Annotated in this window: 14 protein-coding genes and 1 tRNA gene; 8 read left to right on the top strand and 7 right to left on the bottom strand. The window is 64.3% G+C overall.

From position 1 onward, the window contains the following. Window positions 1-3: 3 nt before the first annotated feature. The 7 genes from fdxH to WS45_RS11955 all read left to right on the top strand — a co-directional run bounded on the left by fdxH (window position 4) and on the right by WS45_RS11955 (window position 7,043). Window positions 4-918, top strand: coding sequence for a formate dehydrogenase subunit beta (gene fdxH, locus WS45_RS11925; RefSeq protein ID WP_059524795.1), 915 nt, complete (start codon window positions 4-6; stop codon window positions 916-918). After that, window positions 915-1,541 (top strand): formate dehydrogenase subunit gamma, encoded by a 627-nt coding sequence (locus WS45_RS11930; protein ID WP_059699955.1) that lies wholly within the window; start codon window positions 915-917, stop codon window positions 1,539-1,541. Before fdxH ends, WS45_RS11930 begins: the two co-directional genes overlap by 4 nt. A 109-nt stretch (window positions 1,542-1,650) precedes the next feature. Continuing rightward, entirely contained in the window at window positions 1,651-2,586 is a 936-nt protein-coding gene (fdhE, locus tag WS45_RS11935) for a formate dehydrogenase accessory protein FdhE (protein WP_175906405.1), read from the top strand. A 76-nt stretch (window positions 2,587-2,662) separates the two neighbouring features. Next, entirely contained in the window at window positions 2,663-4,102 is a 1,440-nt protein-coding gene (gene selA / locus WS45_RS11940) for an L-seryl-tRNA(Sec) selenium transferase (RefSeq protein WP_059699959.1), read from the top strand. Further along, window positions 4,099-6,024, top strand: coding sequence for a selenocysteine-specific translation elongation factor (gene selB, locus WS45_RS11945; protein WP_059699961.1), 1,926 nt, complete (start codon window positions 4,099-4,101; stop codon window positions 6,022-6,024). The genes selA and selB overlap by 4 nt, the downstream gene beginning before the upstream one ends. Window positions 6,025-6,054: 30 nt before the next feature. Beyond that, window positions 6,055-6,150, top strand: a tRNA-Sec gene (locus WS45_RS11950). Between the two features lie 314 nt (window positions 6,151-6,464). Continuing rightward, window positions 6,465-7,043, top strand: coding sequence for a DUF4337 domain-containing protein (locus tag WS45_RS11955; RefSeq protein ID WP_059699963.1), 579 nt, complete (start codon window positions 6,465-6,467; stop codon window positions 7,041-7,043). A gap of 345 nt (window positions 7,044-7,388) precedes the next feature. Here WS45_RS11955 and WS45_RS11960 read toward each other — a convergent pair whose 3' ends face one another. The 3 genes from WS45_RS11960 to WS45_RS11970 form a co-directional block, all read right to left on the bottom strand. Beyond that, window positions 7,389-8,135 carry a hypothetical protein gene (locus WS45_RS11960; protein ID WP_059699965.1) on the bottom strand — a complete coding sequence of 249 codons (747 nt, stop codon included), beginning with the start codon at window positions 8,133-8,135 and terminating at the stop codon, window positions 7,389-7,391. Between the two features lie 331 nt (window positions 8,136-8,466). Continuing rightward, on the bottom strand, window positions 8,467-10,800 hold the full coding sequence (locus WS45_RS33395; protein ID WP_156437127.1) for a GH92 family glycosyl hydrolase: 2,334 nt from the start codon (window positions 10,798-10,800) through the stop codon (window positions 8,467-8,469). 811 nt (window positions 10,801-11,611) lie between these two features. After that, a complete protein-coding gene (locus WS45_RS11970; RefSeq protein WP_059689769.1) occupies window positions 11,612-12,772 on the bottom strand; it encodes a DUF4382 domain-containing protein in 1,161 nt (386 codons plus the stop codon). A gap of 364 nt (window positions 12,773-13,136) precedes the next feature. On the opposite strand from WS45_RS11970, the gene WS45_RS11975 reads away from it, so the two are divergent. Next, window positions 13,137-13,349, top strand: coding sequence for a hypothetical protein (locus WS45_RS11975; RefSeq protein ID WP_059524815.1), 213 nt, complete (start codon window positions 13,137-13,139; stop codon window positions 13,347-13,349). A gap of 50 nt (window positions 13,350-13,399) precedes the next feature. On the opposite strand, the gene WS45_RS11980 is transcribed toward WS45_RS11975, so the two are convergent. The 4 genes from WS45_RS11980 to WS45_RS11995 form a co-directional block, all read right to left on the bottom strand. Then, window positions 13,400-13,702: a hypothetical protein gene (locus tag WS45_RS11980; protein WP_059689772.1), complete on the bottom strand. Its 303-nt coding sequence runs from the start codon at window positions 13,700-13,702 to the stop codon at window positions 13,400-13,402. An 86-nt stretch (window positions 13,703-13,788) separates the two neighbouring features. Further along, the gene (locus WS45_RS11985; protein WP_059689774.1) at window positions 13,789-14,211 is read right to left on the bottom strand and encodes an NUDIX hydrolase; all 423 of its coding nucleotides are present in this window, start codon (window positions 14,209-14,211) and stop codon (window positions 13,789-13,791) included. 98 nt (window positions 14,212-14,309) lie between these two features. After that, window positions 14,310-15,698: a nucleobase:cation symporter-2 family protein gene (locus WS45_RS11990; RefSeq protein ID WP_059699970.1), complete on the bottom strand. Its 1,389-nt coding sequence runs from the start codon at window positions 15,696-15,698 to the stop codon at window positions 14,310-14,312. A 36-nt stretch (window positions 15,699-15,734) separates the two neighbouring features. After that, the gene (locus tag WS45_RS11995) at window positions 15,735-16,730 is read right to left on the bottom strand and encodes a LysR family transcriptional regulator (RefSeq protein ID WP_059699972.1); all 996 of its coding nucleotides are present in this window, start codon (window positions 16,728-16,730) and stop codon (window positions 15,735-15,737) included. Window positions 16,731-16,852 lie beyond the last annotated feature (122 nt).

The following is a 16,852-nucleotide window of genomic DNA, read 5'->3' on the forward strand; positions in this document are numbered from 1 at the left end:
GAGATGGCATTGCAATCGCTGGATATCAAGCGCGTCTCGGCCACCACGACGCCACCGCCCACGGTGCGCGAACCGGTGACCGGGAGCGTCGCGAAGCTGATCGACGTATCGAAGTGCATCGGCTGCAAGGCATGCCAGACGGCATGCATGGAATGGAACGACCTGCGCGACGAAGTCGGCACCAACGTCGGCGTGTACGACAACCCGTCCGACCTGTCCGAGCACTCGTGGACGGTGATGCGGTTCTCCGAATACGAGAACCCGGCAGGCGACCTCGAGTGGCTGATCCGCAAGGACGGCTGCATGCATTGCGAGGATCCGGGCTGCCTGAAGGCGTGCCCGTCGCCGGGCGCGATCGTGCAGTACAACAACGGGATCGTCGATTTCCACGAGGAGAACTGCATCGGTTGCGGCTATTGCGTGACCGGCTGCCCGTTCAACGTTCCGCGGATCTCGAAGAAGGATCATCGCGCATACAAGTGCACGCTCTGTTCCGACCGTGTCGCGGTCGGCCAGGAACCGGCCTGCGTGAAGACCTGCCCGACGGGCGCGATCGTGTTCGGCACCAAGGAGGACATGAAGCAGCACGCGGCCGAGCGGATCGAGGACCTGAAGGAGCGCGGCTTCGAGCATGCGGGGCTGTACGACCCGCAGGGCGTCGGCGGCACGCACGTGATGTACGTGCTGCACCACGCGGACAAGCCGTCGCTGTACCACGGGCTGCCCGACAATCCGTCGATCAGCCCGATGGTGAAGCTGTGGAAGGGCATCGCGAAGCCGCTCGCGGTCGCCGGGCTCGCGCTGACCGCGCTGGCCGGGTTCTTCCACTACACCCGGGTCGGTCCGAACGAGGTCAGCGAGGACGAGGAAGCCGCCGCCCGCGACGAGGCGCGACGCATCAAGGAGGACGCAAAATGAAGCACGACGACCCCAACCTGATCGTCCGCTACACGCCGAACGAGCGCACGAACCACTGGATCACCGCGATCACGTTCGTGCTGCTCGCGCTGTCCGGGCTCGCGCTGTTCCATCCGTCGATGTTCTGGCTCACCGCGCTGTTCGGCGGCGGCCAGTGGACGCGGATCCTGCATCCGTTCGTCGGTCTCGTGATGTTCGTGTCGTTCGCGATTCTCGTGGTGCGCTTCTGGCACCACAACACGCTCGACGCGGATGACCGGCAATGGCTGAAGCAGATCGACGACGTGCTGACCAACCAGGAAGACAAGCTGCCGCCCGTCGGGCGCTATAACGCCGGACAGAAGCTGCTATTCTTCACGTTGGTGGCGTGCCTGCTGTTGCTCCTGCTGTCGGGGATCGTGATCTGGCGACGCTACTTCTCGTTCTACTTCCCGATCGGGATGATCCGCGCGGCGGCCGTCGTGCATGCCGTGGCGGCCTTCGTGCTGATCGCGAGCATCATCGTGCACATTTACGCGGCGTTGTGGGTGAAGGGCTCGATCGGGGCGATGGTGCGCGGCACCGTCACGCTGGGCTGGGCCCGCAAGCATCACCCGAAGTGGTTCCGTGAAAGCGTGAAATAACGCACGGGAGCGGGGCGGTACGCCGATTGCGGCGCGCCGTCCCGCCTGCCGCCGGGACTGCCTGAAGAGCGCCGATCCGTCGGCGCTTGTTTTTTTGGATGACATTTTCGTGACACAACGCATTCTCGAACCGACCGAGATCTCGACGCTCGATCATTCGGCCATTCCGCGCTTTCGCCTGCCGGAGCGCGACACCGTGTTTGCCGCGCGTGCCGCACGGCTGCGCAAGCTCGCCGACCTGAACCCGATCAGCGGCTACCTGCGGCTGATGGCGACCGTCGCCGATGCGCAGCACGCGACGCTGCAGGCGCTGAACCTGCCGATGCCGTCGCCCGAAGCGATCGCGCGTGCGCAGCAGCATTCGATGCCGCTCGTGCCGGCGCTCGACGGCGAGCGCAACCCGCAGTGGCGGGCCGTGCTGTACGAACTGCTCGACCGCGTCGAAAGCGCCGGGCTCGTCAATCCGTCGCTCGCGAAGCTGCTCGACCGGCTGCGCCTGATGGCGCCCGCCGAACTCGACGCACAGGCCGACGCGATCCTCGCGCTGCGCTTCGCCGAAGTCGATCCGGCCACCGCGCCGTTCCTGATGGCCGCGTTGCAGGTCGTCTGGACCGATCTCGCGAGCCGCGTCGCACCGGCCGACATCCCATATCTCGACCAGCCGGGGCTGTGCCCCGTGTGCGGCTCGCATCCGGTCGCGAGCGTCGTGCGCGTGGGCGGCCAGTTCCAGGGCTACCGTTTCCTTCAGTGCGGGCTGTGCACGACCGAGTGGCACATGGTGCGCACGAAATGTTCGCACTGCGACTCGACCAAGGGCATCGCCTACCACGGGATCGAGGGCGGCAGCGAAGCCGTCAAGGCCGAGTCGTGCGACGAATGCAAGACCTATCGCAAGATCGGCTACCAGGAGAAGGACTACGAGTTCGAGCCGCTGGCGGACGATCTCGCGAGCCTCACGCTCGATCTGCTGATGAACGAAGCCGGCTACCAGCGCAGTTCGCCGAACCCGCTGCTGTGGCCGGACATGTCGCGCGAAGCGGAGTGACGGCAGGCAGCCGGGGCGGGCGCGCGAGCGCCGGTGCCGGCTGCCCCGCCGCGCATGGAAATGGAGCCACCATTACGTGACCGAACCGGGTTTGAATGAATTGAATGCCGTCCTCGCGCGCGTGCCGTCGGTAGAGCGCGTGCTGTCGTCGGCACCGCTGCAACCGCTGCTCGCCGACCATGGCCGCACCCGCGTGCTGAACGCGGTGCGTGCCGAACTCGAACGCTGGCGCACCGCCGCTCAGCAGGATCCGTCGGCGGCCGAGCCGCTCGACGAGCCGCGCATCGCCGCGGCCGTCGCCCGCACGCTGGCCGCACAGAACGCGGGCACCGTGCGCCCGGTGTTCAACCTGACGGGCACCGTGCTGCACACCAATCTCGGGCGCGCGTTGTTGCCCGACGAGGCGGTGCGTGCGGTGGTCGACGCGCTCACCCAACCCGTCAACCTCGAATTCGATCTCGCCACCGGCCGCCGCGGCGATCGAGACGACCTGATCGACGATCTGCTGTGCGAACTGACCGGCGCGGAAGCCGCGACCGTCGTCAACAACAATGCCGCGGCCGTGTTGCTGACGCTGTCCGCGCTTGCACCGAAACGCGAAGTGATCGTGTCGCGCGGCGAGCTGGTCGAGATCGGCGGTGCATTTCGCATTCCCGACATCATGAGCCGCGCGGGCGCGAAGCTGCGCGAGGTTGGCACGACCAACCGCACCCATCTGCGCGACTACGCGGATGCGATCGGCCCGCGCACGGCGATCCTGATGAAGGTGCACTGCAGCAACTATGCGATCAGCGGCTTCACGAAGGAAGTGACGCTGGCCGAACTCGCGCCGCTCGCGCGCGAGCACGGGCTGCCGGTCGCCGTCGATCTCGGCAGCGGCACGCTCGCCGACCTGACGCAATGGGGCCTGCCGCACGAAACGACCGTGCAGGAAACCGTCGCCGCCGGCGCGAACGTGGTCACGTTCAGCGGCGACAAGCTGCTCGGTGGGCCGCAGGCCGGCCTGATCGTAGGCGATCGCGCGCTCGTCGCGAAGATCAAGAAACATCCGCTCAAGCGCGCGCTGCGCGTCGGCAAGCTGACGCTCGCCGCGCTCGAACCCGTGCTGCGGCTCTACCGCGCGCCGGAATTCCTGCGCGAGCGGCTCACCACGTTGCGCTTGCTGACGCGGCCGCAGCGCGATATCGCGGAGGCCGCCGAGCGCGTGCGCCCGGCGTTGCAGGCCGCGCTCGGCAGCGGCTTCGACGTGACGGTCGAGCCGATGTTCAGCCAGATCGGCAGCGGTGCGCTGCCGATCGATCAGTTGCCGAGCGCCGGGCTCGTCGTGCGCACGCCCGACGGCAAGCGCGGCGGCCGCGCGCTCGCGCAACTCGAGAAGAAACTGCGCGAATGGCCGCGTCCGGTGATCGGCCGCATCGCCGACAACGCGCTGCGGCTCGACCTGCGTTGCCTCGAAGCGGCGGACGAAGCGGCATTCGTCGCGCAATGCGTGCAGGTCGCGGGGCCGGCTGCATGATCGTCGGTACCGCGGGGCACATCGACCACGGCAAGACCACGCTGGTGCGCGCGCTGACGGGCGTCGATACCGACCGTTTGAAGGAAGAGAAGGCGCGCGGCATTTCGATCGAACTCGGCTATGCATATACGCCGCTCGAGAACGGCGACGTGCTCGGCCTGATCGACGTGCCGGGCCACGAGAAGCTGATTCATACGATGGCGGCCGGCGCGTGCGGAATCGACTTCGCGCTGCTCGTGATCGCCGCCGACGACGGCGTGATGCCGCAGACCCGCGAGCATCTCGCGATCCTGCAACTGCTCGGCGTCACGCATGGCGCGGTCGCGCTGACGAAGTGCGATCGCGTCGACACCGCACGCCTGTCGGCGGTGCGCGACGAGATCGCCGCGTGGCTGCACGACACGACGCTCGATCGCGCGCCGATCTTCGAAACCTGCGCGACGCGCGAGGACGATCCGGGCGTCGCCGCATTGAAGCGTCATCTCGCCGATGCGGCGCTCGCGTGGCGCGCACGTCGCGACGACGGCCTGTTCCGGCTCGCGGTCGATCGCGTGTTCACACTCGCCGGGCAGGGCACCGTCGTGACGGGTACCGCGTTCGCCGGCCGCGTGGCGACCGGCGACACGCTCGCGGTCGTGCGCACTGGCGCCGCCGCGCGCGTGCGCAGCATCCATGCGCAGAACCGGCCGGTCGGCGCGGGCCGTGCTGGCGAGCGCTGCGCGCTGAACCTGGCCGGCGTCGACAAGGCGGACGTCGAGCGTGGCGATACCGTCGCGGACGCGCGGCTCGTCGCGACGTCGCTGCGTCTCGACGTCGACCTGACGCTGCTGGCCGATGCGGGGCTCACGCTGACGCACTGGGCGCCGCTGCACGTGCATCTCGGCACGCTGCATCGCGTCGCGCACGTCGCGTTGCTCGACGGCGATACGCTCGCGGCCGGCCAAAAGATGCGTGTGCAACTGGTGTTCGACGAACCCGTGTTCGCGCTGCCGGGCGATCGCTTCATCGTCCGCAATCCGCAGGCGACGCGCACCGTCGGCGGCGGCCGCGTGCTCGACCCGTTCGGTCCCGCGCGCAAGCGCCGCACGCCCGCGCGTCGCGCATGGCTCGACGCACTCGCGGCATGGCTCGACGAAGGGCGGCTCGATGCGCTGCTTGCGCAGGCGCCGCTCGGTATCGCACGCACGATGCTCACGCACCTGACGGGTTTCGCGCCCGACGCGCTCGCGTTGCCGGACGACGCCCTGGCGATCGGCCAGCGCGAGCGTGCGTCGAACGACGGCACGGTGATCGCGCGCGCGCACTGGCATGCGCTGCAGGCGAGGGCGATCGACACGCTGCGCGCGTATCACGAGCGCGTGCCGGACGAGCAGGGACTCGATGCGGCGCGCCTGCGACGGATGGCGGCGCCGCTCGTCGGCGATGTGCTGTGGCGCGCGTTGGTCGATGCGCTGGTGGACGGCGGGGAGGTCGCGCGAAGCGGGCCGTGGCTGCATCTGCCGTCGCATGCGGTGAGTTTCGATGCGCGCGAGGAAGCGCTGGCGCAGCAACTGCTGCCGCTGATTCATGCGGGGCGCTTCGATCCGCCGTGGGTCCGCGATCTGGCGCGCGACACGGGCGCGGCCGAGGATGCCGTGCGCACGCTGCTGCGCAAGCTCGCGCGGCGCGGCGACGTGCATCAGGTCGTGCGCGACCTGTTCTATCACGCGGATGTCGTGCGCGAACTGGCCGGGCTGGTTGCCAATCTCGCGCCGACGCGTGGCGGCGGGCTCGATGCGGCGACGTTCCGTGACGCGACCGGGCTTGGCCGCAAGCGGGCGATCCAGATTCTCGAATTCTTCGATCGGGTTGGGTATACTCGCTTCCACCGCGATCTTCACTTCCTGCGGCCTGACAGCGGTTGGATGGGTGTACAGGCGTAGGCGCTCGTTGTTCTTTTGGTTTTTTCCCACGGAAGGCATTCGTATCCGGTGGTACGGCCGGGCTTCAAACCCGGTTGGGGGTGTCAGACACTCCCGGGTCAGTTCGACTCTGGCTGCCTTCCGCCACAAGGGTTTTTGGCGATCCAGGCGCTCCATCGGGAGCGCCTTTTTTCGTATGTGGGGCGGGCTTTTCTGCCCGTATCGTGTCGGCGCTCTACGATTGGCCGGTCTTCTTGACGGCTTCCGCGAGCCGGGCAGTTATCCGGCGAGCGCATCGCGCGAGTGTCGAACGAGGCTGCAACGATGGATTGCGTGAAGCGCTGCCGGGCCACTGCTATGACGCACACGCGTTCGGTGCCTGGGGCGTTGCCCGAAATCGCCCTCGTGCCGGATAATCGCCGCATTATCCCGACAGAACGCGTATCACGCGGGTGCCAAGGATGTCTGAAGAATACGAAGTTCATGGTCCTCACGACCACGCGGTGGAACATCACGCGGCTCACGATGGCGATCACGGTACGTCGCGCATCGCGGTGCTGACGGCCGTGCTTGCCTGCTTCGGCGCGATATCAGCCTATCAGAGCGGTGCCGACGAGAGCCTTGCGTTGCTCTACAAGAATGACGCCGCGATCCGGAAAACCGAGGCTGCGAACCAGTGGGCCTACTATCAGGCGAAGGGCAACAAGCAGAACCTCGCCGAACTCGGTGCGGCGTTGAGCCCGGAGACGTCGCCGCAGCGAAAGCGGTTCGAGACGGATGCCGCGAGATACCGCGCCGACAAGGAGCCGATCCGGGCACGTGCCGAGGCGCTGGAAAAGGAAGTCGAGAAGAACAACGTGGCGAGTGAGGAGCGGATGCACCGACACCATCGATGGTCGCAGGCGACGACCATCATCCAGATCTCGATCGCACTGGCGGCGATCACGATCCTCACGCGACGGTCATGGATGCAAGGTTTGTCGATCGGCGTGGCCGCGATTGGCATCGTGATCGCGGGTTTGGCCTTCTTTGGGGTTTGATCTACGATTTCCGCCGATGGCTTGGGATTGGAATTCCGTAAAAAGCGGACACGGGCGCTATGCAAGCTGGGCGGTTACCAGATGCACGTAATGCCTCGCGGATGCCGCGTACGAAATATGCGTCGACCGCCGGATGATCCTGTGGCTCGGATTCAAGAAGGTAGACCGACGTCTTGACGCCGGCCTGGGCCTCGAGCGCTGCCCACTCTAATGCGCCGCATTGTTTTGCGCCGCTCATCGTGACGTTGCAGAAACGGCGAAGATCCGGATGCATGAAATAGCCGTTCTCGTCTCGTATGACGGGAATCGGTTGGAGAACGTTTCGGGTAGCCATGGCAATGGTTGTCAAACAGGAGGGATTGGGAGCTCGATGATTTCCGTAAGGTCATGAATGTAGACTTCGGCGGCTGTCAGGACGAAGTCGTTCGCACGCCAGCGATTTACGTTCTCGATCCTGAAAACCTTGGCCGACGGAATGTTCTTGGCGAAAAGATCGATCAATGCAGCACGGCTGGCATCGCAGTCGGCGATCGCCCATTGTCTGTCATCCCGAACGATTACGAAGCCTCGGTTGCGCAAGCTATCTATTCGCGCTGCGTCGTTCCGCTTGTCGAAGGCAGGCGTGTCCGAGTCGGGGGGCGGGACTCCAGCGTTGAGCCGAAACGAGAATTTGCCATGACAGGTACCGTAGGCGCCGAATTCGAGGTCGTGCACATAGCCGAATCCGTCGCGGTTCCACCACTTCTTGAGGTGAAGGGCGATGTTCTTGATGGCGTGTTGAGTGATCTCCGGGGACGCCGTGTTGCCAAGCTGGGTCTCGAGATCACGAATGCGCTTGTTGGCTGCTCGAAGGTGTAGGTAACGCTGCTCGCGCTCCCTTGAGGTAAAGGTGTCGACGCCCATTAGGCTGCATAGCCCGGCGAGACTGAACTCGGCCACTTTGATACAGTCGGTCGCCAGTTCGAGTTGAATGTCCGGCCCTTCTTTTATGAGGGTCAAGACTGTTCCGATCGCGTGAAATATGTCAGTGACTTTGGTCTGCGCGGCTTCGAGCCGATCGGCAGACAAATGGAGGGTTGCTGCATGGGTCATGGTCTATCTCTGGTGGATCAGATCAATGGCTGCGTATTCGGCTGACAGCTTCTCGGGACGAATCGCTGATGCTTTACGAGATTGCAGTAAATCCAGGTCGAGGGAATATCTTTCGGGTCCTGAACGTTTTCCAAATCGACATCACATCGTTTGCAGTACGAAAAAGAGCGGGTGCCAGGAAAATGGACACCCGCCGTGAAATTGCCCCTCGGGATCGAGTTAGGAGGGGCAATGGAGGTCGGTCAGATCGTCATATCAACAAAACAGCGTTGTCCATCAGAGAGGCATCTGCGCCAAATGCGTTTCGCGCAGTTTGCTTTGCGCTGAAAAGTTACCGTGCGACAGCGGAACGCCCCCACGTCGTCGGTGCATCGCTCAGGCCGAAAGCGAGTGCGCCGCCGTTCTTGACCTGATCCAGGTCGAGCCAAGTGCTGCTCAACGCCGCGCCGTTCAGTGTGGCGTTTTTCACGTAGGTGAAGTCCGGATTGTCGGCGTCAATCGCGAGCATGTTGCCGTTGCCGAGTTTAATCAGCGCATGCTGGAACAACGGGCTCGTCAGCGTAAAGCCGGGAACAGCCGGAACTTCCGGGTAAAGGCCAAGCGCCGCCCAGACGAACCAACCGGACATTGCACCCTCGTCGTCGTTGCCCGGCAGACCGGATGCGGCCGTCGTGTACTGTTGGTTGACGATCCGGCGTACGACTTTTTGCGTCCGGTCCGGGCGGCTTGTCCAGTTGTAAATCCACGGCGTTGCAAACGACGGTTCGTTTCCGATCCACATGTGCTGACTGCCTTCACCCGCATTCAGGAAGCGGTTGAACATATCGAGCCGGGGCACGACTGCGCTGTCACCACCGAGGACATTGATCAATCCCGGAATGTCGAACGGCACCATCCACGTGTATTGTTCGACGTTTCCTTCGACTTCCTTGTAGGCGTCCGCCACCCAGCTACCATCGCCTTTTCGATCCGACAGGCGCGCCAACGTAGTGCCGTTATAACCGGGAGCAGACGGATTGATCAGATTTTTCCAGTTTGCCGAACGCTTGAGCAGTTTCGCCGCGTTACTGCTGTCGCCGAGCGCTTGCGCGAAACGGGAAATCGCATAATCCGTTGCTGCATATTCCAGCGTCGTCGATGCGGGGCCGTTGCTGACGGTTTCCGGGGGCAGGTAGCCATATTTGATGTAATCGGAAAGTCCGGGGAGCGCATCGATTCCGTTACACGAAGTGGCGACACCGTTTGCCGTATCGAGCATGATCGACAGCGCTCTTTTCGTATCGAAACCGGTTGCGCCGTACATGTAACTCTGCGCAACGAGAATCGAAGCGCCGTCCCCCGGCATGACGTTGCTGTTCGTGCTGGCTTCAACCCATTTCGGAAAGCTGCCGCCGCACACATTGGCATCATCGACAAGCGACTGCATCATGTCGCTTGCTGCAGCCGGTTTCAGCCACGCAATCATCGGCATCAGCGACCGGTAAATATCCCAGGTGGAAAACGTGGTGTAGTGGCTGTGACCCGTTTGAACTTTGGCTGTTGTGCCATCCATCGCCAGATATTCGCCGTTCGCGTCATTGAAAATGCTCGGCGCAAGGAGCGCGTGATATAAGGCCGAATAGAACTTCTTCAGGTTTTCGTCGCTGCCACCTGTCACCTGGATTGCGTTCAGTTCCTTGTTCCAAATCGCATCGGCCTGCGAAGCAAGTTGGTCGAACGTTTGTGAACCGCTCTCCTGCTGCAAGTTTTCCTTGGCATTCTTGATGCTGACGTACGAAATGCCGACCTTCATGTTCACCGGTTTGGACGGAGAAAATGTCAATTTCGCACTATCGCCACTTATGCTTGGTTTGAAGTCCTGATCAAATTTAATGTAAAAATTGATCGTGTAAGTCTGGCCATTGCCGCAGAAGCCGCCGCCTGTCAGCGTGCCTTGCAACGCTTGAGAATCGTCTGGGTCGATGGCAATTGAACCGTCACCTGCGGCTGCAATACTTTCTGCCAAAATATTGAGTTGTCCGATCTTGCCTTCCGGCCACGCGAAACGTGCGGCGCCGGAACGCAACGTTGCCGTCAGTTCGGTACGGATGCCGTTGTCAAAGGTCACACCGTAATAGCCGGGCTTCGCGGTTTCGTTCGAATGTCTGAACGACGAAGGACCATCTTCGCCGGCAACGGTCGGAAATACCGGCAACGCGCCACCTGCGTTACAACCGACACCACTCAGGTGCGTGAGACTGAAACCCGTGATTTGCGTCTGACTGTAATGGTAGCCGGGCGGACTCCACACGTTGGGAACGGGCGGAGTATCCGGCCCCCACTGAACCATGCCGGACGGCAACGTAGCGGCAGGCGTCGTAAATCCACCGAGCAAATCTTCAGGGTGAGCTTCGGCTTTCGCAATGTCCGGATCGATCGGCGGCACTTGATCGGTGCCGATCATCGGGTCGACATAGCGCGTCAACTGCAAATCCTTGACGGACGGTGTCGGATTGGACGGCGTACCGGGATTGGATGGATTCGACGGAGAGCCGGGATTCGATGGCCTGCCAGGATACATCGGTGAATGATCTGCAGGCGGGCTGTCAGCCGTATCGCCGCCGCAACCGGTGCTCAACATTGCGGCCGCGACTGCGGCCACGATCCAGCGTGTGCTATTTGTCACCTTCGGTCTCCTTGTTGGAAATTGTTGTCCACCTCCCTGGTGTTACGGAATATTACAGAGTCGTCGGTTTATCAACTATCAGATGTCTCCCTGATTTTTTGTTTGTTTTGCTAAACATGACGTACCGAATGAAACTTCGGACGAAATGTACGCAGCGGAGCAGATGATTCGCGGCAGCCGCGCCGGACCGTGTTTGGGAAGAGCAGTTTCAACTGCAGAACGGTAAGCAGTGCGAAGAGCAGGGTGGCCTTGCCGCGATGCCGCCTTGATGTGCGAGAGTGGGTAGTGCGTGCCGGCTTCGAGAAGCGGCAGCGAGGGTGTAGCTCGAGGTAACGGCGCGCCTGAACGTTGGGGCACCGGAGTGTTTTCTTCCGGGATCGAGCGCGAGATCGACGCACGCGTTCCCGCGATACCTCGGATGTCCAACGCGATGGGCGACTCGCGATGGACAGAACCGGGCGTGTTCCGGACGAGGGCATACGTCTGCCCGAACCGGCGATCGTGGCAGGCGCGGCGTCGATGGGGCTCGCCGCTTATGCGTCGTGTACCGTTGAAAATCAAAGGCCCGCGTACGCGGGCCTCGTTCAATCAGCAATTGCCTTTCTTTGCCTGTCCGGGCGGGCAGAACCCGTTCCCCGGCCCGCCTTGCGGTGCGACGACCACCGGCGGACCCGGAACATATGCGACGCACCCGCTGAGCGCGCCGACCACGCTCGCCGCCGCGAGCAATGCAATAACCCCTTTCTTCACTTCGTTCTCCCGTTTATTGATGAAAGGGCCGTGCGGCCCTTTCGATGATGCTGTCGATGCGTCAGAAACTGAAATTGACGTTCGACTGGCTGGTCGTTGCGTTGACGTTCGTCGATTGCGTTGCGCCCGACGCTGCGTCCGCCTCGATCGTATATTGTGCCGCGGCGCCCGGCGATGCAGCCAGCGCGACCGGCAGCGATCCCGAGTAAGTGCCGACGATCGGCGCGGCCGTGGGTACGTTGAGCGCATACGCGCCCGTATCCATGTTCGCGTTGATCGACGTGATCTCGTACGCTTTTGCATCGATGGTCTGCAATGCACGCACGAACGCGTCGGCGCTTGCCGTCACCGTGCCGCTGACCGTGCTCATCGTCGATGCCGGCAGCGCGATCGGCGCGTTCGACGTCGACACCGCCGTGGTCGTATTCACGACGACCGGAACCGAGCGCACGATGCCAGACGCGAAGTTGTTCTGCACGACCACCACATCGTAGTTGCCTTGCGTCGAGCTCTGGATCAGCGGCGACAGCACGAACTTCCCGGTACCGTCGGCAACCGTGCCGCGGACCACCTTGCCGCCTTGTTCCGCATACACGGTCGCGCCGGCTTCGGCCGATGCGACGTAACCGGAGATCGCACCGCTCACGACGGTCGGGATCGCGGTGACGACCGGCTTCAGCGCATACGTGCCGTTGCCCCGTTGGACGATCGACTTGCACGCGTTGAAGTCGAGCACGAGGTCGACGAGCGTGTTCGGTTGAACCGTGAAAGGCTGGATGATCTTGTAGCCGCTTTGCGTCGCGCTTGGCGTCGCGAGCGCCTGTTCCGTGCCGCCCGTCGGGACGACCGAGTTCGCGAGGGTGTTGCCCTGGTTCTGCGCGAGAACCAGACGGACCTGTTGATACTGACCTGCCGGCAGCGCCGTCTGACCGATATCGGCGAGCACGCCGTTGGTCAGCGACAGCAGGTCGATCCTCTGCGGTGTGGCCAGCGTGATCGTCGACCAGCCGGCGTCGTTGTCGGAAGCATTCCCGTTCGCATTGACGCGAACCTGTGAGACGGTGATGAAGACATGATCGAAGCCGCATGAAGGCGCATCGGTCATCGCGACATGCAGCGTGCCGGTTTGCGGGCTGCCGCCATCGTCGCCGCCGCCGCACGCTGCAAGCGCGAACGGCACCGCTGCCGCACATAGTGCGGCCTTCCAGAATGAATGGTTCATTGTTTTGCCCCCTCCAGGAAATTATTGTGGATGCAACGAAGCATAGTGTCGGGGAATGCCCACAGTGTGGACAGCTTTGAAACGAACCGTAAATTCTGCGTCGGAGCGTAAGGGGAGGCGCTTCTCCACCGGTATTCGCGACCCGTGGCACGTATTGCGGCGCGCGGGGAATGAATCATGCTCCGAACCGATCGGCGAGAACGCGTGTCGCCGGAACACGGCCCATTTCGCGATCGGCGAAAACTTGATCGGTGAAAGCACTGAATCCGCCCTGATTATTTCGCCGCTATAGTCGAAGCTCGAACGGTGGTCGCGAGCGACATGCGCCGCCCCCGTTCAGGTAACGACTGAAGACGGGTGCTGTATGAAAAACACAATCGAAAAGACCACCGGACCGGTATGGGGTGTGGCGGCAGGCGTGCTCCTGGCTGCCGCGGGACTGAGTCTCGGCATTTTCCCGAAATCGCTGAACAGCATGGGAACCGCAAACGACTTCATGGCATCCGGCGTCGCGATGCTGGGGATCTTCCTCGTCGTCTATTCGACACACGAACTACGACGAAAACGCCTGAACTGAGCGTCGGGGCACCGTCGACCCGCGCAGAACGCTCCGGGCCAATTGCTGGCTCAGGAATGCGCGCGCCCGTCGGTGGAGCCGGAATCGACCAGCAGGTCGTCGACGATGATTTCGCCGGCCGCCCGGCCGGCGCGCAGCGCGTCGAGGGTGTCGTCGAACAGGCGGCCGCCATCGTCGCCGAGCCGGACCGGCGCCAGCAGGCGGGGCGCGATGCCGGCCGCGCGGACCTGCACGACCGCCACGAACCCGAACCGAAGCGTGGCGGGTGGCGGCGCGTGGTCGCGCGGTTCGTCGAGCCGGAATTCGCAGCGGACATCGATGGTGTATCCGCGGTAGATGTACGCACTGTTCATCTGCAGCTCGCTCGGAAGGGAACGCGACGACGGACCGTGGGCGCATGATATCGGCTCGTGCGAGCCGGCGGGGGTGGGGTGTCTACTTACTTGAGGATTTCGTGCCGGTAGACGAGCTCGACGATGCGCTTCGTCGGGATGCTCGCGCGCAGCGCATCGACGTTGTCGATGCGAAACCACTTGCACTTCTCGATCTCGTTGCTCGCCTGGGCGTTGTGCTCCGGGCCGACTTCCGCGAAGAACACGTGGTGCACCTTCGCGAGCCCGGTGAACTGCATCGAGTAGACGAGGCTCTGGCCGACGATGCCGGTTTCCTCCAGCAGTTCCCGATGTGCGGCCTCGAGCGGCGTTTCGCTGCGCTTGATCGTGCCGCCGGGCAGCGCCCAGCGCGACGAAACGCGCGCAACGAGCAAGACCTGTTGTTCGCGGTAGCAGACGACGGTCGCGCGTTCCTTGACGAGGACCGCACTGGCTTCCGGCGCATTCGTGGAGACGGGGGCTTGAGACATGCCCCGATTCTAGCGAGACTCGGGCGCCCGGCCAAGCCGGAGCCGCCGAGCGCGACGCGGCCCGTCGGTCGGGCCGCGTCGTCATGGAGTCCGTAGCGTTACTTCTGTTCCGGCAAGAACCAGTTCATCACGAGCGCGCAGATGCCGCCCGTCGCGACGCCCGATTCCAGCACGTTCTTCAACGCATGCGGCAGGCTGTTCAGGATGTCCGGCACTTGCGACACGCCGAGGCCGAGCGCGAGCGACACCGCGATGATCAGCAGCGCGCGGCGATCGAGCTGGATGCCGGACAGGATGTTGATGCCCGATGCGGCCACCGCGCCGAACATCACCATCGCCGCACCGCCGAGCACGGGCTCCGGCACGGCCTGCAGCGCGCCCGCGACGACCGGGAACAGGCCGAGCACCACGAGCATGCCCGCGATCCAGATGCCGACGTAGCGGCTGGCGACGCCGGTAATCTGGATCACGCCGTTGTTCTGCGCGAACACGGAGCTCGGGAACGTGTTGAACACGCCGGCCAGCAGCGAGTTCGCGCCGTTCACGAGCACGCCGCCCTTGATCCGCTGCATCCACACCGGCCCCTCGACCGGCTCCTTCGAGATCTTGCTGGTGGCGGTGACGTCGCCGATCGCCTCGAGCGATGTGACGAGGTAGATGATCAGCATCGGCACGAACAGCGACCACGAGAAACCGATGCCGAAGTGCAGCGGCGTCGGGACCTGGAACAGCGCGGCCTGATGCACGCCCGTGAAGTCGAGGCGGCCGAGCACCGCGGCCGCGGCATAGCCGATCGCGAGCGCGATCACGAGCGCGGTGCTGCGCACCCATACGATCGGCACGCGGTTCAGCAGGATGATCGTGCCGAGCACGAGGCACGACAGCGTCAGGTTCTGGGCGCTCGCGAACGTGCCGTTGGCCATCGCGCCGTAGCCGCCGCCCATGCTGATGAGCCCGACCTTGATCAGCGTAAGGCCGATCAGCAACACGACGATGCCGGTGACGAGCGGCGTGATCAGGCGCTTCACGAACGGCAGGATGCGCGACACGCCCATCTCGACGAACGAACCGGCGATCACGACACCGAAGATCGCGGCCATCACGGTCTCGACCGGCGTGCCCTGCTTGACCATCACGCTGCCGCCGGCGATCAGCGGCCCGACGAAGTTGAAGCTGGTGCCCTGCACGATCAGGAGGCCGGCGCCGAGCGGACCGAAGCGCTTGCACTGCACGAAGGTCGCGATACCGGAAATCACCAGCGACATCGACACGATAAGGGTCGTATCGCGGCTCGATACGCCGAGCGCCTGGCAGATCAGCAGGCCGGGCGTGACGATCGGCACGATGATCGCCAGCAGGTGCTGGAGCGCCGCGACGAAGGCGACCATCGGCGCGGGCCGGTCATTGGGGCCATAGACGAGGTCGCGCGACGAATCTGCGTCGTCGGCGCCGTGGGAGGCGGATCGGGCGTGGGAGGCGGGTTGCATGGCGAGCGGGCCGGACAGGATGGAAAGTGCGGCATTTTAGCCGAAGGGCCCGCCGGCGCCGCCCGGCGCGTTGCAATGGCCGCGCTTCGGTGCGCGCGGCGCGCGGGCGGCCGGATACGCGCGTTTGCACACGTCGATGACGGCCTCGCGCAGACGGCGATGCACGGGATCGCGCTGCATCCGCGGATGCCAGAGCGCGGAGATCAGGATCTCGGGCAGCCGGACCGGTATCGCGAAGCTGCGCAGCCCCAGCGCATCGACGAGCCCCGGCGTGAATGCGTTGCCGAGGCTCGAGCGCGGCACGAGCGCGATCAGGTCGGTGCCGGCCGCGACGCGCATCGCATCGGGGTAGCCGGGCACCACGACCTGCACGATGTGAGCGGGCGCGAGCGTGTCTGCCGGATCGTTCGCCGGCCCGCCGAAGTCGCCGAGCTGCGATGCGATCACGTGGCGGCAGGCCGCGTAGCGCGCAGGCGTGATCCTGGTCGCCGCGAACAGCGGATGCCCGGCGCGTGCCACCGCGACGTGTCCGTCGTGAAAGAGCTCGCGCGTGTGCAGTTCGGGTGCGTCGTCGCCGCGCTTGCCGATTTCCAGGTCGACCGTGCCGTCGCGCAGCGGCCCCGGATCGCGGTCGAGCCTGGCGACGAAACGCACGCGCACGCCGGGTGCGATGTCGCCGATCGCGGCGACCACCGGGCCGGCGAGCATGTCCATGAACGACGCGGCCACCCGGATGGTGAACGTGGACGATAGCGTGGCCATGTCGACGTCGGCCGAGGCCGGACGAAGCACGGTACGCGCATCGCTCGCGATGGCGTGCACGCGATCGCGCAATGCCGATGCGTGCGGCGTCGGCACGAGCCGGCGGCCGGCACGCACGAGCAGTGGATCGCCCGTGGCGGTGCGCAGCCGCGTGAGCGTGCGGCTCATCGCGGAAGTGCTCAGTCCGAGCCGGCGCGCGGCGCCGGTCACGCTCCCTTCGGTCAGCAGCACGTCGAGCGCGGCGACGAGGTTCAGGTCGATGTCTTCCATCCGGACAGCATACGACATCGCATGATGTGACAGGGCGTTCGATGCAACTATCGATTGAGTCCGGTGCGTCTGGTGCATGCGATGGTGCGCGCCTATAGTGGCCGGATGACGAACTCCGGCAA

The organism is Burkholderia sp. RF2-non_BP3, assembly GCF_001522185.1.
Classification (GTDB): Bacteria; Pseudomonadota; Gammaproteobacteria; order Burkholderiales; family Burkholderiaceae; genus Burkholderia; species Burkholderia diffusa.